Source organism: Dyadobacter sp. CY343 (assembly GCF_021390335.1).
GTDB lineage: Bacteria > Bacteroidota > Bacteroidia > Cytophagales > Spirosomataceae > Dyadobacter.
This window is the reverse complement of sequence record NZ_JAJUXK010000005.1, coordinates 152,536-172,321: the sequence shown is the minus strand read 5'-3', so window position 1 is coordinate 172,321 and position 19,786 is coordinate 152,536. Positions and strand designations below refer to the sequence as shown.

General features: G+C 45.9%; 17 protein-coding genes. 6 read left to right on the top strand and 11 right to left on the bottom strand.

Features of this window, described 5'->3' with window-relative positions; all coding sequences use genetic code 11:
* Positions 1-24: 24 nt before the first annotated feature.
* The 3 genes from LZG94_RS18440 to hutH are packed head-to-tail and all read right to left on the bottom strand — an operon-like array spanning position 25 to position 3,503.
* Positions 25-1,242, bottom strand: coding sequence for a beta-ketoacyl synthase (locus LZG94_RS18440; protein WP_233793268.1), 1,218 nt, complete (start codon positions 1,240-1,242; stop codon positions 25-27).
* A 3-nt stretch (positions 1,243-1,245) separates the two neighbouring features.
* Positions 1,246-1,977, bottom strand: a complete 732-nt coding sequence (gene fabG, locus LZG94_RS18435; RefSeq protein ID WP_215231827.1) for a 3-oxoacyl-ACP reductase FabG — start codon at positions 1,975-1,977, stop codon at positions 1,246-1,248.
* Positions 1,974-3,503 carry a histidine ammonia-lyase gene (gene hutH, locus LZG94_RS18430; RefSeq protein ID WP_233793267.1) on the bottom strand — a complete coding sequence of 510 codons (1,530 nt, stop codon included), beginning with the start codon at positions 3,501-3,503 and terminating at the stop codon, positions 1,974-1,976. The genes fabG and hutH overlap by 4 nt, the downstream gene beginning before the upstream one ends.
* Before the next feature lie 148 nt (positions 3,504-3,651).
* On the opposite strand from hutH, the gene LZG94_RS18425 reads away from it, so the two are divergent.
* From LZG94_RS18425 to LZG94_RS18415, 3 genes are read left to right on the top strand one after another with little or no spacing between them, the layout of a single operon-like run.
* Positions 3,652-7,518: a trifunctional MMPL family transporter/lysophospholipid acyltransferase/class I SAM-dependent methyltransferase gene (locus LZG94_RS18425; RefSeq protein ID WP_233793266.1), complete on the top strand. Its 3,867-nt coding sequence runs from the start codon at positions 3,652-3,654 to the stop codon at positions 7,516-7,518.
* Positions 7,519-7,533: 15 nt separating this feature from the next.
* The gene (locus LZG94_RS18420) at positions 7,534-9,063 is read left to right on the top strand and encodes an NAD(P)/FAD-dependent oxidoreductase (protein ID WP_233793265.1); all 1,530 of its coding nucleotides are present in this window, start codon (positions 7,534-7,536) and stop codon (positions 9,061-9,063) included.
* Positions 9,064-9,065: 2 nt separating this feature from the next.
* Positions 9,066-10,301 (top strand): NAD(P)/FAD-dependent oxidoreductase, encoded by a 1,236-nt coding sequence (locus tag LZG94_RS18415; RefSeq protein WP_233793264.1) that lies wholly within the window; start codon positions 9,066-9,068, stop codon positions 10,299-10,301.
* On the opposite strand, the gene LZG94_RS18410 is transcribed toward LZG94_RS18415, so the two are convergent.
* Positions 10,298-11,344 (bottom strand): beta-ketoacyl synthase chain length factor, encoded by a 1,047-nt coding sequence (locus LZG94_RS18410; RefSeq protein ID WP_233793263.1) that lies wholly within the window; start codon positions 11,342-11,344, stop codon positions 10,298-10,300. The two genes, LZG94_RS18415 and LZG94_RS18410, sit on opposite strands and share 4 nt — an antisense overlap.
* A 27-nt stretch (positions 11,345-11,371) precedes the next feature.
* A complete protein-coding gene (locus tag LZG94_RS18405) occupies positions 11,372-13,009 on the bottom strand; it encodes a glycerol-3-phosphate dehydrogenase/oxidase (RefSeq protein WP_233793262.1) in 1,638 nt (545 codons plus the stop codon).
* Between the two features lie 188 nt (positions 13,010-13,197).
* On the opposite strand from LZG94_RS18405, the gene lysM reads away from it, so the two are divergent.
* Positions 13,198-13,656 carry a peptidoglycan-binding protein LysM gene (gene lysM / locus LZG94_RS18400; RefSeq protein ID WP_215231834.1) on the top strand — a complete coding sequence of 153 codons (459 nt, stop codon included), beginning with the start codon at positions 13,198-13,200 and terminating at the stop codon, positions 13,654-13,656.
* 124 nt (positions 13,657-13,780) lie between these two features.
* Here the strand turns inward: lysM and rplI are convergent, their stop codons facing one another.
* From rplI to LZG94_RS18380, 4 genes are all read right to left on the bottom strand, one after another.
* A complete protein-coding gene (gene rplI / locus LZG94_RS18395) occupies positions 13,781-14,227 on the bottom strand; it encodes a 50S ribosomal protein L9 (protein ID WP_215231835.1) in 447 nt (148 codons plus the stop codon).
* Between the two features lie 21 nt (positions 14,228-14,248).
* Positions 14,249-14,500: a 30S ribosomal protein S18 gene (gene rpsR / locus LZG94_RS18390; RefSeq protein ID WP_015811483.1), complete on the bottom strand. Its 252-nt coding sequence runs from the start codon at positions 14,498-14,500 to the stop codon at positions 14,249-14,251.
* 3 nt (positions 14,501-14,503) lie between these two features.
* On the bottom strand, positions 14,504-14,887 hold the full coding sequence (rpsF, locus tag LZG94_RS18385; RefSeq protein ID WP_215231836.1) for a 30S ribosomal protein S6: 384 nt from the start codon (positions 14,885-14,887) through the stop codon (positions 14,504-14,506).
* A 139-nt stretch (positions 14,888-15,026) separates the two neighbouring features.
* Positions 15,027-15,968, bottom strand: a complete 942-nt coding sequence (locus tag LZG94_RS18380; RefSeq protein ID WP_215231837.1) for a hypothetical protein — start codon at positions 15,966-15,968, stop codon at positions 15,027-15,029.
* A 141-nt stretch (positions 15,969-16,109) separates the two neighbouring features.
* Between LZG94_RS18380 and LZG94_RS18375 the strand changes: the two genes are divergently transcribed.
* Complete coding sequence (locus LZG94_RS18375; protein ID WP_233793261.1) at positions 16,110-16,772, top strand: YggS family pyridoxal phosphate-dependent enzyme; 663 nt, start codon at positions 16,110-16,112, stop codon at positions 16,770-16,772.
* Here LZG94_RS18375 and LZG94_RS18370 read toward each other — a convergent pair.
* On the bottom strand, positions 16,764-17,831 hold the full coding sequence (locus tag LZG94_RS18370) for a glycosyltransferase family 9 protein (RefSeq protein WP_233793260.1): 1,068 nt from the start codon (positions 17,829-17,831) through the stop codon (positions 16,764-16,766). The two genes, LZG94_RS18375 and LZG94_RS18370, sit on opposite strands and share 9 nt — an antisense overlap.
* A gap of 137 nt (positions 17,832-17,968) precedes the next feature.
* Between LZG94_RS18370 and LZG94_RS18365 the strand changes: the two genes are divergently transcribed.
* Positions 17,969-18,346 (top strand): DUF423 domain-containing protein, encoded by a 378-nt coding sequence (locus LZG94_RS18365; RefSeq protein ID WP_233793259.1) that lies wholly within the window; start codon positions 17,969-17,971, stop codon positions 18,344-18,346.
* Positions 18,347-18,481: 135 nt separating this feature from the next.
* On the opposite strand, the gene rodA is transcribed toward LZG94_RS18365, so the two are convergent.
* Positions 18,482-19,765 (bottom strand): rod shape-determining protein RodA, encoded by a 1,284-nt coding sequence (rodA, locus tag LZG94_RS18360; RefSeq protein ID WP_233793258.1) that lies wholly within the window; start codon positions 19,763-19,765, stop codon positions 18,482-18,484.
* Between the last annotated feature and the right edge of the window lie 21 nt (positions 19,766-19,786).

Sequence of the window (19,786 nt, the reverse complement as noted above, 5' to 3'; positions counted from 1 at the left end):
ACGAAGATGTTAATAGGCAGGCTATTAGACTTTTTTAATGATCAGCGTAGAATTTGTGCCGCCAAAACCGAACGAATTAGAAAGAAAACAATCGATACGCTGCTCTTTCGTTTCAGGAATAATGTTGATGAGAGCGGAATCTTCATCAGGATTTTCAAAATTGATATTCGGCGCGATGAAACCGTTCTGCATCATCAGCAGCGAATACACGATTTCACTGGCTCCCGCCATCCAGCATTCATGCCCGGTCATGGATTTGGTGGAGCTGACAGGCACTTTTTCTCCAAAAACATCATAAATAGCGCGGGCTTCGCTTCCGTCCCCAACGGGCGTGGAGGTAGCGTGCGCGTTAATATAGTCCACTTCTTCCCTGGCAATACCGGCCTGCTTCAATGCCATTTGCAGTGAGCGTTTCTGGCCGTCGATACTTGGATTCGAGATATGGTCGCCGTTGGAAGAAAATCCGTATCCGATCAGTTCGCCCAGGATCGGCGCGCCCCGTTCCATGGCGGCTTCGTAAGATTCCAGTATTACAGTTGCTGCACCTCCGCTGGGTATCAGCCCGTCGCGGTCGCGGTCAAAAGGCCGGGAAGCTCTGGCGGGCTCGGATTCGCGGACAGAAAAAGTGCCCAGCCCGTCAAAAGCGGCCATTGAAGCAGCATTGATCTCCTGCGCGCCTCCGCAGATAACGCGGCCCTGCAATCCCTGACTGATCATCAGATATCCCATTCCAATCGAATGCGAACCCGAGGCACAGGCTGCACTGAGTGTGAAATTGATCCCTTTCAACTTGAAAATCGTTGAGAGGTTCATGTTCACGGTACTATTCATATTTTGAAAAATCGCGCCGCTGCCGATCAGCATCGTATCGTGTTTTTCCTTTGCTTTATCAATAGCCTCCACTACCGAAGCGGCTGTGCTGTCATTCCCATAAATAATGCCGGTTTCGGTTTTTTCCAAAAAATCAATATCAAGCCCGGCGTATTCAAGGGCTTCTTTGGTCGCCATGTAAGCGTAAATAGCCGGCTGGTGCATTCCCACGCGCTGGCGGCGGGACAGGAAACTTTTTAAATCAGGCTCCGGGACCATGCCAGTTAGGGCCGATCGGAAGCCAAAATCCTTTCTTACCTGGTCAAATACAATTCCGCTTTTTCCTGCATACAAGGATTTCGTCACCTCGTCCAGGTTTGCACCCAGGCAAGAGTAAATTCCGATCCCTGTTATGACAACTCTTTGACCCATTATTTATGAATAAATCCCACCATTAATATTAATCACCTCGCCGGTAATGTAGCCGGCTTTTTCAGAAACCAGGAAGCTCACCAAATGCGCCACTTCCTGCGGATTCCCAAAACGATTCATCGGGATCATTTGTTTCAATTCGGCTTCATTCAGGTCCTTCGTCATGTCGCTGGTGATGAAACCGGGCGCCACTGCATTGACAGTAATTTTGCGTTTTGCCACTTCCTGGGCCAATGCTTTTGTAGCGGAAATGATCGCACCTTTTGCAGCCGAATAGTTCGTTTGACCCGCAACCCCTTTCATTCCTGATACCGAAGCGATATTCACGATCCGCCCCGATCTTTTACGCAGCATTTGCTGGATCGCGTTCTGGGTTACGTTGAAAAGTCCCTTTGCAGATATATTCAGAACGTCATCCCAATCCTTTTCAGGCATCCACATAAATAGCCCGTCGCGGGTAATACCTGCATTGTTGACCAAAACGCTGATCGATTTCTCTTCGTTCTTTTCCTTCCAGCTGTTCAGGGCTTCGTCCACTTCCGATTTGGTCTGCACATTGAATTGCAGCAACTCCCCGCTCCCGCCCGCCGATTCTATTTCAGCCAGCGTTTCCTTTGCAGCCGCCTCATTTGAAGCATAGTTAACCAGAATATGCAGTCCATGATCTTTTGATAGCTGAACTGCAATAGCTCTGCCTAGTCCACGGGACGCGCCTGTTACCAAAGCACAGCTCATAATTGAAAAGGGGTTTCTTTAATATATTCCAAAACTGCTGCGATACTCTCCGATTGCGGCAGATCTTCTTTTACGAAATGTGCTTTCTGACGGATTTGCGTATAAATGGATTTTGCATTCGGGGAAAGCCGCTCTTTTTCTTCCGGTTCCAAAAGGTCAATAGCCTGGCAGATCGCCATAATATGTATTGACATCACCTGAAAAGAGTTTTCCAAAACCTGCTTGGCGATCACCGCGCTATTGGTACCCATACTCACAATATCCTGATTATCATTGTTATTGGGAATACTGTGCACATATACCGAAGTCGAAAGTGCCTGATTTTCAGCAGTTGTGGAGGTAGCTGTAAATTGAATACCTTGAAATCCAAAATTCAGTCCCCAGGTACCCGCATTCAGGAACGGCGGAAATTTACCATTCAACTTACTATTCATCAAGAAGTTGAGCTGTCTTTCCATGAGCATCGAAAGCTTTGTCAGCACGATTTTCACTTTATCCATTTCGAGCGAAATATAGTCCCCGTGGAAGTTGCCGCCGTGGAAAACATTATCATCTTCCGGTTTTACGATCGGGTTATCGTTTGTCGAATTCAGCTCATTTTCAACTACTTCCTGCGCATATTGGATCGTATCCAGGATTGGCCCCAGTATTTGCGGCACGCACCGGATCGAATAGTATTCCTGTATTTTCCGTTCAAATTCCTTGCGCTGCATTGCGGTATCGTCCTTGAACAACTCCTCCCGGCTGCGGATCAGCTGACTGCCTGCCACGAAATCACGCATTTGCTGCGCAATCAGCTTCTGGCCTTTATGATGCTTTACGGCATTCAGTTCCTTGGAAAACGAATCGTCAAAAGCCTCGATCACCTCATTCAACATGGACGAAGCCGCTACTGCCCATTGCAGCAGACGTTTGGCATATATAATATTAATAGCCGCCATTCCCGTCATGCAGGAGGTTCCGTTAATCAGTCCCAGCCCGTCGCGGAGCTCCATTTTCAGCGGCGCAATGTTCTTTTGAGCTAAAACCTCCTCCGTTCTCCTGCGTATACCTCCCTCATACACAAAGCCTTCCCCGATCAGGTTCAGTCCCAGATGCGACAGCTGTACCAGATCACCACTCGCGCCGACACTTCCGTGCTCGAAGATTTCGGGAACAATCCCATTATTTAAAAAAGCAACTAACTGCTTGATCACCGCAGTACTAACACCCGAATTGGCCTGCAAAAATGAATTCAGCCGCGCCACCATAACACTGCGCGCGTATATTTCGGAAAGCGGCTTACCTACGCCGCTGGAATGGCTGCGGATTAGGTTATATTGAAGCGTACTGAGCTTGTCGGTCTCAATACGATACTGGGCCATCGGGCCAAAGCCCGTATTGATCCCGTATATAATTTTATCTTTGGAGAAATTGGTTAAAAAAGCAAAAGATTTCGATACTTGGTTGAGGGCGTCGTCGGCTAAAATAAATTCCTTTTTTTCAAAAGCATATTGCTCGATCTGAGCTAATGAAATACGATTCATTTAAAGATGGAGTAATTGAATGTTGTGTAAAATAAATCTTTTTTTGCCGCTTTGACAAACCGCAGGATCACCGCCTCCGGCCTGCCCGGGAGTTGCCGGATTTGTACATTTGATTAAATTTGTCTCACACTCACTCGTTCCAGCCCCGATGATCGGAGATTTGCTTTTAAGGTTAAATAAATTCCTTTCCGGTCACAAAACAGCATTTTACTTTACACTTATATTGCTTTGCGCGTTTCTTTTTTCCGGGATTTTCCGGTTAAAAGTCACCCAAAGTATCTTCGCTGCCTTACCAAAAGGGAAAAGCTTTGAAGAATTCAATCGCCTGGTCGAGAATAAAAACATTATCAACCAGATCGTATTTTCCATTAAGATTCCGGAAGATACTGATACTGAGTCGGCAAGAATGCTCGCAGAGCGATTTTCGGATTCATTGAGTCGGTATACCAACGGCTATATCCGGAATTTGCAGATCGAGCGGCCCAATGTGCAGGAGGATTTATACGAATATGTGTACACCCATTTTCCGCAGCTGATCGATGAATCCTACTATGCACATATCAGCTCGCGCCTCCCGCCCGACTCGATAAAAGCTTCGGTAGCAGCCACATACAATCAGCTCCTCACGCCCGGCGGGTCTTTTTTGAAAGCATTCATATTAAATGATCCGCTCGGTATCACGGGCAAATATTTCCAGTCGCTTAATGCGAGTAACAATGCAGGAAACCTGGTTATCGACGACGGAATGATGTTTTCGTCCGATCGAAGTCAGATGCTCATTTTCGCTTCCACCGCATTTGATTCGGGTAACTCGGATAAAAATGTGGAGCTGTTTGAGCTTACAGAAGCTTTTCGCGAAAAATGGAATGCGCAGCACCGGTACAACCATCTCACGTATTTTGGCACTTTCGAAATTGCTGCACGGAACGCGATACAGGTCAAGCGAGACAGTTACCTCACTTCTTTTATCGCGATCGGGGCAATCCTGTTATTATTGATCGGCTATTACCGCAAATTTCTCATTCCCCTGTTTATGCTGCTCCCTGGCGTTTTTGGGGCTGTATTTGCATTGGGTATCATAGGTTACCTGCGACCTGAGATCTCCGGCATTTCACTGGCCACCGGCGCCGTAATCTTCGGGATATTGCTCGATTATGCATTCCATTTTTTTACGCATCTACGGCACACCGCCTCCATTTCGACAGCGGTAAAGGAAGTAAGCGCGCCGCTCCTCACAGGAAGTTTCACGACTATCATGGCGTTCAGTGCGCTCAATTTCGCGAATTCGACCGTTTTGCAGGATTTCGGGCTGTTTTCGTCACTTAGCCTTTTGGGCGCTGCCATTTTCACACTCACCGCGTTGCCGGTCATACTGGAATCAGCCTCATTTGATTATAAAAAATTACCTGCCGAAAGAAAATCGCTCCGCTTGCCCGCAATATCTTCCAAATGGCGGCCGGCAATGCTCGGAGTGATCGCGTTGCTAACCCTTATATTACTCTATTTTGCGCGATTTACAGAATTTGACAGTGGCTTCGAAAACCTGAGCATTCAAAGTGACGACCTTGCTTCGCGAGAGCAGGCGCTCACCGGCATTGACCCTAAAACGCAGAAAAGGATCTACGTTTTTGCCTCGGACGCAAACCGCAATACAGCTGAAAAGATCAATTTTAATATCTACCAAAAACTGGCAGAACTGCGGACCAATGGAAATGTGAGCATTTTTGCGAGCTCGGGTGCCTTGCTAATACCGCGTGATTTACAGATTGAGCGCAACCGGAAGTGGCACGAATTCTGGGACCTCGGCCGCAAGGAAGTGACGTTCAATATTATGGACCGGGCGGGAGCGAAAAATGGTTTCAATTCTTTCGCTTTTAATGATTTCAAAAGCTGGGTAGCGGGCCAAAACCAGCATTCTGTTTCTCTGGACACACTTTTCCAGGAATTGGGTATTGATAATCTCATCGAGCAAAACCGGTCGGGCAGCACGTTTATTTCCACGCTGATCGTGCCTCAGGAGAACCTGCCTTTCGTGAAAAGCGAACTGCGCAACATTCCCGGTGCCGCATTATTCGACAGGGGCGAAATGGCCAGCGAAATGCTTTCGATGGTCAAAAACGATTTCAATTACCTGCTATTGATCTCAGCCTCAATCGTTTTCCTCACCCTTTTACTCGTTTACGGAAGGATCGAACTTACGCTGCTTTCGTTTCTTCCGATGGTGATCAGCTGGATCTGGATCCTCGGAATAGCGGCGCTACTGGGTATTAAGTTCAATTTTGTGAATGTCATCGTCACCACATTTATCTTCGGTCTGGGCGACGATTTCAGCATTTTCGTTACCGACGGTCTTTTGGGGAAATACAAATACCGGAAAGATACGCTCAGCTCCTACCAATCGGCGATCCTGTTATCTGCCACCACTACCATTATCGGAACCGGCGTCCTGATTTTTGCCGAACACCCTGCTATTCATTCAGTTGCATTAATCAGCGTGATAGGAATTGCTTGTATCCTGTTCATTTCCTTCGCATTTCAGCCGGTACTATTTGATTTTTTTGTTCAAAACAGAATAGCCCGCAAAAGAGCGCCGGTTACAATGCTGCCGTTTTTGATCAGCATTTCCAGCTTTACCTATTTTTTGTCCGGCTGCCTGTTTTTACATTCCAAGCTGGTCACGGTTCTGCTTTTACCAATCTCCAAAAAGCGTAAACGCGAGATGATCAACCGGTCACTTTCGTGGTTTGCAAAAACGGTGATATACTCTGGCCCGCACGTAAAAAAGCGCTTTTCAGGACTGGAAAACCTGAATATGGACAAGCCGGTGATTTTCATCGCCAATCACACTTCGTTCCTGGATATTCTGCTCGCGATCATGCTCCATCCCAAAATTGTATTGATGGTCAAAGGCTGGGTTTACAAATCGCCATTTTTCGGTCCGATCATCCGGTATGCAGGTTATGTTTACACCGATGATGGTACCGAGGAGAATATTGAAAAAGTGCGGGCATTGGTCAGGGAAGGCTATTCCTTACTCATTTTCCCGGAAGGTACCCGCTCAGAAGACGGTGAGATCGCACGTTTTCACAAAGGTGCATTTCACCTAGCCGCCCAGCTCGATCTGGACATTCAGCCGGTGCTGATCCACGGGGCGCACGAAGTATTGCCAAAAGGTGATTTCCTGATCCGCCCGGGCGCGCTGAATGTGCGCGTCCTGCCTCCTATCCCGCCTTCCGATGAAAAGCGGAGCGGCCAGCTGCGCGATCAAACCAAAACTATAGCAGCCTATTTCCGAAGCAGTTATGCCGAATTTCAATACGAAATGGAAGATACCGGCTATTTGAAACACAGGATATTTACCAACTACGTTTTCAAAGGACCGGTATTGGAATGGTACTTCAAGATCAAATGGAGGCTGGAAAGCGCGAATTTTACTTTTTATAACAACCTGATCGGTGATCGCAAAAATATCCTGGACCTCGGTTGCGGCTACGGATACCTCTCTTTTTTTCTGCACTATAAAAATCCTGAGCGTCGCATTACGGGCATCGATTATGACGAAGAAAAGATCTCGATTGCAGCAAACAGCTACCACAAAACGGCTAATCTGAGCTTCCGGCAGGCGGACGTGATGCAGGTTAAAATTGAGCAAACGGATGTTATTTTTTTAAATGATATCCTGCACTATTTGTCAAAGGAAAAACAGCTTAATTTACTGCAAAGTTGTGCGCTTGCGCTGAATCCGGGGGGTATCCTGTTCATTCGCGACGGCATCACCGATCATGAAGAAAAGCACCAAAAAACGAAAACCACAGAAGCATTGTCGACCGGTTTGTTTTCATTTAATAAAAAAGAGGAGGCATTCCACTTCTTTTCCTCGCAGGATATCCGTGATTTTGCCCAACAACATCACTTCCTTTACGAACTGAAATCGCATTCCAGGAACACTTCCAACGTACTGTTCATCTTGCGAAAGCCTGTTCAATCCCCTGAAATTACACGAGTCGCACCTTAATATACTGGCTGTCAAATGCTGTCTTCGCTAGAACAAGAATACGATTTCGTTATCGTCGGAAGTGGCCTCGGCGGGCTCGCTTGTGCGGCTATTCTGGCCATGGAAAAGTACAGCGTGATTGTGCTGGAAAAAAACCACCAGATCGGCGGGCATTTACAGGTTTACAGCCGCGGCAAAAGCATTTTCGATACCGGCGTGCACTATGTGGGCAGTCTCGATAAAGGCGAAAATCTGTACCAGTTTTTCAAATATTTCGGGATTCTGGACAAGCTTAAATTGAAGCGCCTCGACGACGATCAGTTTGATGTGATCCGCTTCGCCGATGGCGCCGAATATCCTTATGCTCAGGGGTTTGACCAGTTTGCCAAAACTTTGATTTCCTACTTCCCCGAGGAAAAGGATGCGGTTAATAACTATTGCGAGAAGATCATTGAGATATGCAGTAAATTTCCCCTCTATAATTTGAAAAGCACGTCGGACGGGCATTATCTGGACAGCGATATCCTGAACATAAACGCACACGACTACATTGCCTCGCTGACCGAAAATGTGAGATTGCGTAATGTGCTGGCAGGTTCTAACCTGCTTTACGCCGGCACAAGGCGCAAAACGCCATTTTACGTTCATGCGCTGATAATGAAAAGCTATTTGTCCGGGGCGTACAAGTTTACCGACGGCGGTTCTCAGATCGCGATCCAGTTTAGTAAGGTGATCAGGCAGCACGGAGGAAAAATCGTCAAACACAAAAAGGTAGTTTCGGCGGATTATACGGAAGACGGGCTTGTCAGGGAAGTGATTTTGTCAAATGGCGAGCGTGTGAGAGGGAAGCAATTTATTTCCAATGTTCATCCGGCCGTCAGCATCGATATTTTTGGGCAGGACAGATTTTTAAATATTTACAAAAACCGCATTCAGGGACTCGAAAACTCAGTTTCGACATTCCTGGTGCACCTTACTTTTCATGAAAAAACCTTTAAATACCTGAACCATAACATTTACCTGCACCACACCGATAATGTGTGGGAAACCGCTGATTACGAGCCTGATAACTGGCCGCAAACCAGCTTTATATGCACTCCGTACATTTCCCGGACTGGCGAATATGCGGATTCCATGTCGGTAATGACGTACATGAAAGCCTCGGAGACGGCCCAGTGGGCAGAAAGTTTCAGTACAGTGGCTGAGCCGGGCGAGCGTGATGGAGCATATATTCAGTTTAAAAAAGATAAAGAAGCGCAGGTGATCCGGCGAATGGAGGAAACTTTTCCGGGAATTTCTGAAAAGATCAAGGCGGTGCACAGTGCCACTCCGCTCACTTTCAGGGACTATATCGGTAACAAAGACGGATCGATGTACGGGATTATGAAAGATTCGATGTCACCTGCCAAAACGCAGATCAATACAAAAACCAAAATTCCGAACCTGCACCTGACTGGCCAGAACATCTCACTTCACGGGATTTTGGGAGTGACCGTGAGCGCATTTATTACCTGTTTTCCCTTCGTAGATAAAGATATACTCATTCAAAAAATAAAAGACGCTTGATTATGCAAACAGTTGATGTGGTGGTGATTGGCGCAGGGCCGGCCGGAACAGTAGCAGCTTCCTATCTGAAAAAGCAGGGTTACAATGTTACGATTTTGGAAAAAGAGAAATTCCCAAGATTTCAAATAGGAGAAAGCCTGCTACCGTGCTGCATGGAACATTTGAGCGAATCAGGTTTATTGGAAGCTGTCGAAAAACAGCAGTTCCAGAAGAAGACGGGGGCTGCATTTATGCTGGGCGAAAAACGTTGCGAGTTCTTTTTCACCGAACAATTTACCAAAGGATGGACCTGGACGTGGCAGGTAAAAAGGGCAGATTTCGATAGCGCACTGGCCGAAGCGACCCGGGAGAAGGGAGTGGATGTTAACTTTGAATGCGAGGTACTGAGCGTGACTTGCAGCGCTGAAAAGCAGGTGCTCGAATACAGGGATATTGAAGGAAATACGCACAAGATCGAATGTAGATTTATTATTGATTCGAGCGGATACGGTAGGGTTTTACCGCGGCTATTTGACCTGAGCAAACCGTCGGCTTTCACGCCAAGAGGCGCTATTTTCTCACATCTGGAAGATAAAAACAGGTCTGAGAAAGCAAGCAACAACATATTCGTCCATTCATTTGACAACAACAAATCGTGGATATGGGCAATACCATTTTCCGATGGGTCCACTTCTGTCGGGATTGTGAGCGATAAGGAAAAGGTGATGGAGCTGGCTGAAAATGGCGGTGAAAAGTATAAGTCTTTTATCCGCGATTTTGAAGATCTGAATGGCCGGTTCAAAGAATCTGAGTTCAAGTTTGAGCCGCGCAACATACTAGGCTATTCTGTCGGCGTAAAAACGATGTTCGGAGAAGGATTTGTGCTTTCAGGCAACAGTACCGAATTTCTGGATCCCATATTTTCATCCGGCGTTACATTCGCGACCGCTTCGGGTTTGCTTTCAGCTAAAATGACGGACAGACATTTGCGAGGCGAGAAAGTAGATTGGAAAACTGAATATGAAGATGTGGTACAAAAAGGGATCAACGTTTTCCGGAGCTATGTAACTGGCTGGTATAGTGGTGATTTCCAGACCATTATTTTCGCTAAAACGATCGATGATGATATTAAATATCAGATTTGCTCGGTACTGGCCGGATATGTCTGGGACCACTCAAATCCGTTTGTAAAAAAGCATGATACAATTCTTCCGACGCTTGCGAAGGTGATTAAAATGAGGGAAAAAGCTCAGATCTAGTCTGCTGTAACCAGGATAAATCCGTGCTGTAATCCCTTGGACTGATTGTAAATCAATGTATTACCCACCGGCCGTTCTTCAACAAAGTGATATCTGCATTGCGGAGGCAAAGATTTACCTTCATACATTTGAACAGCGAGCCACAATGCAAATGCAGTTGCAGTAGGATAATCGCCGACGAGATTCTTATACGAATAACAGTTGCTAGCGGGGAATAGCTTTTTGTGCAGATCTGTGTAAATATGATCTGTCCGGCTATCTCCGCTAATACCTAGAAACAATGTGTCAATATCTTCGGGCCGCAGGTTATTTTTAGCCAAAAACAATTCAACTCTTTCTGTAACAGCACTTTCCGGCAAATAGCTACTCTGATCCACATCGAGAATACGCGGCGCACTTTTAGTCGACTTATTCGTCTCAACCACAAACATCGTCGCGCCTTCCCCATTTACAGAACCAGGCGTACCAGATTGCAGCAATGTCTCCGAACTGGTATCCCCCGCCTTGAATGAGCCGCTCAGCGAATTGATATTATGGTTATAGTCTGAAATTTCCTCCACGCTGCCGACTACTAATTTGGAAGCTTTTTTTTCCTCCATCAACATCAGCCCGTCCAACAATGCAGCTTCAAATGCAAGTCCGTTATGAACGTGCGTTGTGTTGTACCCGGTCGTCTTGCTCATCAGCGCCAGGCTGCCAGCGACCGAATTGGGCGTACTTTGGACAAAATTTGTGGGAGTAAGTGTGCCTTCATTATAATCGACAATCTGGTTCAGGAATTTGAGACAATCTTCGAGCCCACCATTGGCAGTCCCCAGAATAATTCCGTCAATACCGTTTTCCTGCACAAGCGGCAGCCCGGCCCCCACTCCCATTCTGATCGCCTTTCCCATTCGTCTGAGCAGCCCCGCCGGGATCAATTGCCCGTATTCGGGCTCCAATGCGGGATACCTGACTCCCTGATGTACTTTTACTTCACCATCCAAAAAGGCATTGTCAAAAGTGCGTTGGGGAGAAATACAGTTTGATTGTGTGATATACATTCCTGGATAATAATGCTACTGATGGTATTATACTGATTTTGCGTCCGAGATAAATTTCATGATCAGATCCTTGTATTCTGAAATCTCTCTTTGCTTCTGGTCTCCGCTCCATTCCAATTCCCGTGCCATCAAATCGGCGACGACAGGCAATGCTTCTAGTGTCTCGTTCCATCCCGTAATTTCCAGGCGGATCCTTCTAGCAAAAAAGTCGCGCAAGGTCATTGCCATTTCCTGGCGGATCGTATAAATAACCTCCGCCTGAATATAGGGAAGCTCCGCTATTAGCCTGGCTTTAAAGTTATTGTCATTTACTGTCAATGCTGCGACTTTACCAGCCCGGGAGCCGTATTTTTGGGTTAAATGCCGGGATATATCTTCGGGTAAATTGTAGGTTGCGGCTAGTTGGGGCCAGGATTCAAAGCTGAAATTTTCACCTCCCGCCAGAATGCATGAATCTGTGGTGCAGCTGTTATTTTTTGAGAAGAATCGATCTGCTTCGTCGATCGTATCCTTCGCCATTAAACGGTAGGTCGTCCATTTTCCTCCAAGCAAACTAATCAGCCCCGACTTCTCATCCGTCTCCACTTCATGATCTCTGACCAGACTTTTTGTCGACTTCACCGGGTCAGCCGCAAGCAGTGGGCGTAATCCGCCGAAACCGGCTTTCAATTCTTCCAGCTTAATGGGCTTTGCCAGATAGGGATTCAGGGTATCTGCCAGATACTTCTTTTCACTTTCATTCAAAGTTGGCTCAATGGAAACGTCCACATAATCTGTGTCTGTTGTACCGATCATCGTTGCCCCTTCAAACGGAATTGCGAATACAACCCGGCCGTCAGAAGTTTTGGGAATGAGCATGGCGTATTCACTATTCAGCGTCGCGGCAGGCAGCACCACGTGCACACCCTTACTAGGTCGCAGCCTCTCCGAAAGTAACGGATTGGCGAGAAGCCGGATATGATCTGCGAATGGGCCGGTACAATTGATAACTAATTTCGCACGAATTGCACATTGCGCTCCTGACCTGGTGTCCGTAGCATTGACGACATTCAATTTCCCTGAGGTATCCTTTCCAAAACCGTTGACTTCCATATAATTGGCGACGGTACCGCCTGCTTCGGCAGTAGACTGAACAATTGCAAGGCAATAACGCGCATCGTCGAGCTGACCGTCGTAATACAAAACGCCGCTGTGAAGCTTCCTGGAATCAAGTGTGGGGATTTTGGCTAGCACTTCCTTTTTAGTCAGCCACTTACTCTTCGGCAGCGTATCATTTGTTGCAAATGCGTCGTAGATCTGTAACCCGATCTTGAAGTATAATCCTTCGATCCAGGAAGAAACAGGGGTCATTAACGCCAGCGGCCGGGCCAAGTGGGGCGCGTTTTTGAGGACAATATGCCGCTCTTCCAATCCGTGACGAACCTGCTTGAGTTGCGCAAAATCCAGTTTTTTAAATGCCTGTTCCAGGTAACGTACCCCGCCGTGAATAAGCTTGGTCGACCTGGAAGAAGTTTCGGCCGCGAAGTCTTTTTTATCGATCAATGCAACCTTATATCCTCTTAAAACCGCGTCCAGGGCACAACCTGCGCCACTCGCGCCAGCCCCGATAATACAGATATCAAACTCTTCACTTTTAAGCTTTTCAAGAGATTCGGGGCGATTCATTCGTAGCGGGAACAGGAGTCGGCATTAATTTCACTGATTGCAAAAGTACAAAGTAGATATCTAAAACGCGTGCAGCGTGGCGATTCATCTTCTGCTTTTACTGGTATAATAATTGCTCTTGGAGAATCGGGCAGGCAAAAGAAATGTCTTATCCCAGACAATCACCTTTTCATTTAAAACTAAAAAACATGGGCTTATTCTCGTTTCTCAAAGGATCAGGCGAAAAAGTTTTCAAAAAAGAAGAAGTAGCTGCACCGACCCCTGAGGCCGAACCGCTACGCGCCAGCGCATTACTCGCTCACGTGAAAGCACTGGGACTTTTTTACAACAATCTCACTGTGAAGACCTCAGGTGACACGGTTACTCTTGACGGAGAAGTAGCAAATCAGGAGGATTCAGAGAAGATCGCACTTGCTGTGGGTAATGTAGAAGGAGTTCAGGTTGTAGATAACCGCCTGAAAGTGGCGACTCCCGCACCGGAGGCTACTTATCACACTGTGGAAAAAGGTGACACGCTTTCCAAGATCGCGCAAACCGTTTACGGCGATATGATGAAATACCCGGTTATTTTCGAAGCAAATAAACCAATGTTGACGCACCCGGACAAGATTTATCCGGGACAGGTATTGCGGATTCCGGCGGTTTAATTAGCTGTTAGCTGTTAGCTGTTAGCTGTTAGCATAAAAAAAACCGGGATCGAGTTATACTCGTCCCGGTTTTTTTTTAAAACTAATCGCTAAAAGCTAACAGCTGATAGCTAAAAAGCTAAACTCAATCTTCCGCTGCAATTACATTCAGCGCAACTTTGTGTTTTACTTCTTTGTGAAGATCGATCGTTGCAGAATATGTGCCGATCGATTTTACATCGTCAACAGTGATTTTCTTACGATCGATATCAAATCCTTTTGCTTTCAAAATATCAGCAACCTGGGTATTGGTAACGCGACCGAAAATACGTCCGCTTTCACCTACCACAGTTTTGATATCAATTGTCAGATCGCCGATTGCCGATGCGATATCTTCTGCATCTTTTTTCAACTTTTCTGCTTTGTGAGCAGCCTGACGTACGTTCTCAGTCACGATTTTGCGGTTGGACGTATTAGCCAACAGTGCAAATCCCTGAGGAATAAGATAATTACGACCGAAACCCGCCTTCACGGTTACGATATCGTTCTTATAGCCTACTCCTGCTATATCGGTTATAAGTATGATTTCCATTGTTTGTAGCTCTTTACTGTATTATTTCAATTGATCAGCAACAAATGGCAAAAGGGCCAAGTGACGTGCTCTTTTAATTGCCTGAGATACTTTGCGCTGATATTTCAGGCTTGTTCCTGTAAGGCGGCGTGGTAAAATCTTACCTTGCTCATTTACAAGTTTCAGTAAAAAGTCAGGATTCTTGTAATCGATATATTTAATACCAGCTTTCTTGAAGCGGCAATATTTCTTACGGTTAATGTTCTTTTCAACCGGTTCGTTAACTAGTGACATAGCTTATGCGTTTTCGGTTTTAGATTCAGTAGACTCTTCTCTTTTTCTACCTACCAATCCTTTGCGTTTCTTCTCGTTGTAAGCGATAGAATGCTTGTCAAGGACGATAGTCATAAAGCGTAAGATACGCTCATCACGACGGAATTCAGTTTCCAGAACATCAACCACGTTTCCTTCTTCCGATGCAGTGTATTCTACTACATGATAGAAACCGGAGTTTTTCTTTTGGATGGGGTAGGCCAGCTTGCGCAATCCCCAGTTCTCTTCATGTACAATCGACGCTCCGTTAGAGGTAATGATCGTAGTGAATTTTTCAACGGCGTCCTTTGCCTGGGCCTCAGACAAAATGGGAGTTAGAATGAACACCGTTTCATACTGTTTAGACATACGGTAATTTGTTAGTATTTATAAAAGTAAAAAACCCTCACCTTGGTTTAAAGCCAAAATGAGGGTGCAAAAATAAGGTTTACAAACTGAAATTCCAAACCCGGAAAACCATTAAGCCGAAGTTAAACCGAGCAGAACACTATCTAACTGTAAAATCGCCCTCTCCTATCTTGAAACCTTCACTGTAAAGTTCGATCGCATATTTGCCGTCTTTCAAAGGAATACCGCCGCGACCGTACAGAATATCAACCGATTGGTTACTGTTATCGAAATTAACAACCTGCGAAGAACTGTAAATCAGCTCCTTACCATTATGTACAAACGAACCTGAGCCTGTTGCCATATCCGAAAGAACAGCTCCGTCGGGATCCAGGATCCGCAGGTAGATCTGCTTTTCATTTTGTTTAGCAACCGGATTTTCAGCGATTTTGAAATTCACACGCAGCTTATCAATGCGTTTTGCTTTGTATTTTCCGCCCTGACGTTCCTTACCTTTCGAGTTTACTGCATTGACTGTCAACGCTTCCGCTTTCAAAGCCGATGCCAGATTTACCTTTTCGCTCAATTCGCGGTTTTGTACAGAATAGTTGGTCACAGAATCAGCAAGCAACTGTTTTTCAGATTCCAGACCCGTTAATTTCTGGCTCAGCTCTTCATTCTTTGTAGTTGCAACACCTAATTGCTGCCTCAGCGTAGCGATTTCGCTGTCTTTTTCCGACAATATCGATTCGTAAGACTTAATCTTTTTATTGTAGTTAGCCGCCGAATAAGTAGTCGCGTTTTTAAGTTCCCGTTTATCCTTTTCCAGTTGTTCCTTTAAAGCAACCAGTGAATCTACGCTACCTCCCAACTTTTGTATTTCGGCGATCTTCACATCCAGCTCCGCGGAGATCGAATCGAGTTTCGTTTTGATTGATAAAACTTCCTCTGTTTTTGCAGTTATAATTTCATCCTTCGCCAGGTTCTCCTGTTTTTCGTGATAGATAAAATAAACAAGTACCAGATTGAGCAGTAACAATACAGCCAATGCTGCCCATAGAAGCGTTTTTCGGTCTTGTTTTTGTTCCTGGTTGTAGTCCATACAGAAGGTTGAATTTTTAATTAAGTTGGTAAAAGAAATATGTTTTTTTCAATTTTGAAATATGTCCACATCGAATTTCTGGTCGCCTGAGTCAGAAGCTGGGCTTTAATCTCTTAATTCTCAAAAATTTAACTCCTGATAATGTCATCAATCGCTGAAAATATTGCCCGAATAGAAAAAGGATTAAAACAGGAAACAAGGCTGGTTGCTGTAACAAAAACCAAGCCCGTGGAAGTTCTTTTGGAAGCATATCAGGCCGGCGCGAGGCGTTTTGGAGAAAACAAGGTGCAGGAAATGGTCGCCAAATCGGAGGAACTTCCCAAGGATATCGAGTGGCACATGATCGGGCATTTACAGAGTAATAAAGTGAAATACATGGCGCCATTCGTGTCGCTGATCCATTCTATTGATAGTTTCAAATTATTGAAAGAAGTAAATAAAGAAGCTCTTAAAAATGACCGTGTTATTGAATGCCTTCTGCAAATATACATTGCGAGTGAGGAAACTAAGTTTGGCCTTTCGGAAGATGAAGCCAAAGAGATCGTCACTTCGCCCGAATTGTCTGACTTAACCAATATAAGAATCGTCGGTTTAATGGGAATGGCTTCCAATACCGACGATACTGAGGTAGTGAGAGCTGAATTTAAGGGGCTCAAAAACCTCTTCGAGTCATTTAAACAACATGAAAGTCCCCGGATCGAAATGCGGGAACTTTCGATGGGAATGAGCGGCGACTATCTGTTGGCCGCAGAAGAAGGCAGTACGCTTGTGCGGGTAGGCAGCGCCATTTTTGGCTCACGGTAACTGACTGATTTCCGATTCCCTGTCCAGCACTTCCTTCACTTTTTCCTGTACAAATTCAAAAGTCAGGTCGCAGCACGGTTGCCCCGCCTGACGAACCAGCACCACATTTTCCTGGCGCCCATATTTACCAGAATAGGGATTATAGTTTAAAAAATTATTCAAAGCGCCCATCAGGATCATTCCGAAAGTACCGGTTGCATTCGCCAGATGTGACGGACCGCTATCCAGTCCGATGAAGAATTTCGCCCGCCGGATCACTTCTCCTGTTTCGAGGATTGATAGTTGCCCACATAGATTCCGATAAGAATTGGCACCTACATTCAGGCTGCTTTTCATCCCAACTTCCACAATCTGATAATCATAAGTAGCTGCCAGCCAAGCGATCAGGATTTCCCAACGATCGGAAGGCCAGTCTTTCGGTTTGTAGTTGGATTGACAATGCAATACAATAAAACGATCAGGTAAATGGAGCGAATCGACTTTAGTCCGGTGACTTTCCTGCAAATACAACCTGGGTTGATCGTCGGCCGGAAATGGAGATTTGGGAGGAATTAGATCTCCCGTCTGCGCAAATACTTCAAGCAGATTTCCGTAATCGAAATAATTGAAAATAGTAATATTCCGCCTCACTGCCACCGGATTATCAATAAAAACCTGGCACTTAGGACAGTGGTTGTTATTACTGAACTGCAATTCAATGACTTCATCAAATACATTGCCAGCCATTAAAGTCTGTCGCTGGGTAACGCAAAATTCTCGGAAAACTTCATTAATCTCCGGATTGTAATCCACCAGTTCGTGAAAAGCGGACTTGACAAACCAAACGATATATCCATCGGGATGCAGCGACCTGATGTAGCGCGCAATAGGTTCGGCAGCTATAATATCACCGAAATGCTCCGTTCTCACCACTGCGATCAGTTTTTGGCCGGGATTCAACTTCTGCTTTACAGCGCGGAAATGCGATCTTGCCCGGAAGCCCAGCAGCCGGGCCTCGAAGATGTGGGAATATTTATGATAGCGGTGTGTCCAGAGTTGAATAAAGCGTTCTAACGTCATTTGAATGTACTTGTGCGCGACCTGCGGAGGTGGTTTAATTCCGCTTTCCTGTGCTGCAATATAATAAAATTGGCACAAACGGTTGGTTGCACTTTCCGCAGCGGCTAACTTTACCTACTGACTTAAAGATCCATTTTATGAAATTCATGATACAGGCGGGCGGCATATTGGGCGCTCTTGCGGTTGCCTTGGGCGCATTCGGCGCACACGCATTGAAAGGAATGCTGGAAGCTTCCGGCAGGAGCGAAACTTTTGAAACTGCTGTTAAATATCAGTTTTACCACGCGATAGCCATGGTTTTGGTCGGCTTGCTCATGCAACGAGCCGGTGCAGACGCAGTGAAATTGCTCGGTTGGTCCGGAAATGCATTTGCGATCGGGGTAATTATATTCTCCGGGTCGCTTTACGCCATTTGCTTTACAGGAATCACCAAGTTTGGTGCCACCGCCCCAATCGGAGGATTGGCCTTGATAGTTGGGTGGGTGTTGTTGATTTTGGCAGCAGGGAAGGTTTAAGTTTTAGTTAGTGAGCGAGTTAGTGAATGATTGAATGATTGAATGATTGAATGATTGAATCACCGGGTCGCTGGTGAGATGAATTTCTGAATGACTATTTAATAACTTAACACTCACTCATTCATTCATAAACCCCTATCCGCGTGACAAAGTAAACGGCCGCTGCGCGTCGATTTTCAGGAAAATAAATAGCAGGATCGAGAAAGACCAGAGCGACGAACCTCCGTAACTAAAAAACGGAAGCGGGATCCCGATTACCGGCATCAGCCCGATTGTCATGCCGACATTGATCATAAAGTGAAAGAATATGATACCAGCGACACAATATCCATAAACCCTCGCAAAGCGGCTACGCTGTCGCTCGGCGAGTATTACCAGCCGGGAAATGAGGCAAACGAACAGGAATACTACAATAGCAGCACCGATGAAGCCGTGCTCCTCGCCTACTGTACAGAATATAAAGTCGGTACTTTGCTCGGGTACGAAATCGAATTTGGTTTGAGTGCCCTGCAAAAATCCTTTCCCAGCGAATCCGCCGGAACCGATCGCAATCTTGGATTGAATTACGTTCCAGCCGATTCCCCTCGGGTCGGAATCGGGATCGAGTAACACCATAATCCTGCCTCGCTGGTGTTTTTGAAGCACATTATTCATAAAAAAATCCACCCCGAAAACGATCCCGATCATCACCAGGGAAACTAATATCGTAGCCCACAAGCCGCCGCGCCGCCGCGTCATAACCGGCATAATCCAGATCGCCAAACCGGCAATAATGATGATCGCGCCGGCGATATACCATTTCACAAAAAGCAAGGTAATGATCAGCAATGCCGCCATTACCATTCCTATCGCAGGAATAAAGCCGGGCATTCCTTCGCGGTAAAGTACCACAGCAAAAGAGGCAAATACGAGCATAGAGCCCGTTTCATTCGATAGTAGGATCAAAAATGCGGGTAGCGCAATGATTCCCATAATTGGGTAATAGTCTTTCAGTTTGCGCGTCAGACTGATCGCCGGGTCGCTCAGGTATTTGGCAATAGCCAGACTGATCGCCAGTTTGGAAAACTCGGCAGGCTGTAAAGAGAATGCGCCGATCTTTATCCAGGAACGTGATCCGTTGATATTGGATCCTGCAAACAGTACCAGCACAAGCAATGCGATCACAACCGCGTAAATGATAAAAGAAAACGTCTCATAAAATTTGTAATCGATCACCAGGATACAAACAATCAGCAAGGCGGCGGTACCGATCCACATTAGCTGCTTTCCGGCGTTGTTACTCACATCGAACATGCTGGTTTGCACCTCAGGATTATAAACGGCCGCATAGATATTAACCCAACCTATGGCGAGGCAAGCGATGTAGATCAGCACTACAATCCAGTCTACATTTTTCGTAATGGGTTTATTTTCAGGCATTATATAGCTCGATATTAAAAA

Coding starts and splice junctions, on each gene's coding strand:
- LZG94_RS18415 (WP_233793264.1), top strand. CDS start 9,066: ATGCAAACAGTTGATGTGGTGGTGATTGGCGCAGGGCCGGCCGGAACA.
- LZG94_RS18370 (WP_233793260.1), bottom strand. CDS start 17,831: ATGACGTTAGAACGCTTTATTCAACTCTGGACACACCGCTATCATAAA.
- rplI (WP_215231835.1), bottom strand. CDS start 14,227: ATGGAAATCATACTTATAACCGATATAGCAGGAGTAGGCTATAAGAAC.
- fabG (WP_215231827.1), bottom strand. CDS start 1,977: ATGAGCTGTGCTTTGGTAACAGGCGCGTCCCGTGGACTAGGCAGAGCT.
- lysM (WP_215231834.1), top strand. CDS start 13,198: ATGGGCTTATTCTCGTTTCTCAAAGGATCAGGCGAAAAAGTTTTCAAA.
- rpsR (WP_015811483.1), bottom strand. CDS start 14,500: ATGTCACTAGTTAACGAACCGGTTGAAAAGAACATTAACCGTAAGAAA.
- rpsF (WP_215231836.1), bottom strand. CDS start 14,887: ATGTCTAAACAGTATGAAACGGTGTTCATTCTAACTCCCATTTTGTCT.
- hutH (WP_233793267.1), bottom strand. CDS start 3,503: ATGAATCGTATTTCATTAGCTCAGATCGAGCAATATGCTTTTGAAAAA.
- LZG94_RS18420 (WP_233793265.1), top strand. CDS start 7,534: ATGCTGTCTTCGCTAGAACAAGAATACGATTTCGTTATCGTCGGAAGT.
- LZG94_RS18405 (WP_233793262.1), bottom strand. CDS start 13,009: ATGAATCGCCCCGAATCTCTTGAAAAGCTTAAAAGTGAAGAGTTTGAT.
- LZG94_RS18380 (WP_215231837.1), bottom strand. CDS start 15,968: ATGGACTACAACCAGGAACAAAAACAAGACCGAAAAACGCTTCTATGG.
- LZG94_RS18440 (WP_233793268.1), bottom strand. CDS start 1,242: ATGGGTCAAAGAGTTGTCATAACAGGGATCGGAATTTACTCTTGCCTG.
- LZG94_RS18365 (WP_233793259.1), top strand. CDS start 17,969: ATGAAATTCATGATACAGGCGGGCGGCATATTGGGCGCTCTTGCGGTT.
- rodA (WP_233793258.1), bottom strand. CDS start 19,765: ATGCCTGAAAATAAACCCATTACGAAAAATGTAGACTGGATTGTAGTG.
- LZG94_RS18425 (WP_233793266.1), top strand. CDS start 3,652: ATGATCGGAGATTTGCTTTTAAGGTTAAATAAATTCCTTTCCGGTCAC.
- LZG94_RS18410 (WP_233793263.1), bottom strand. CDS start 11,344: ATGTATATCACACAATCAAACTGTATTTCTCCCCAACGCACTTTTGAC.
- LZG94_RS18375 (WP_233793261.1), top strand. CDS start 16,110: ATGTCATCAATCGCTGAAAATATTGCCCGAATAGAAAAAGGATTAAAA.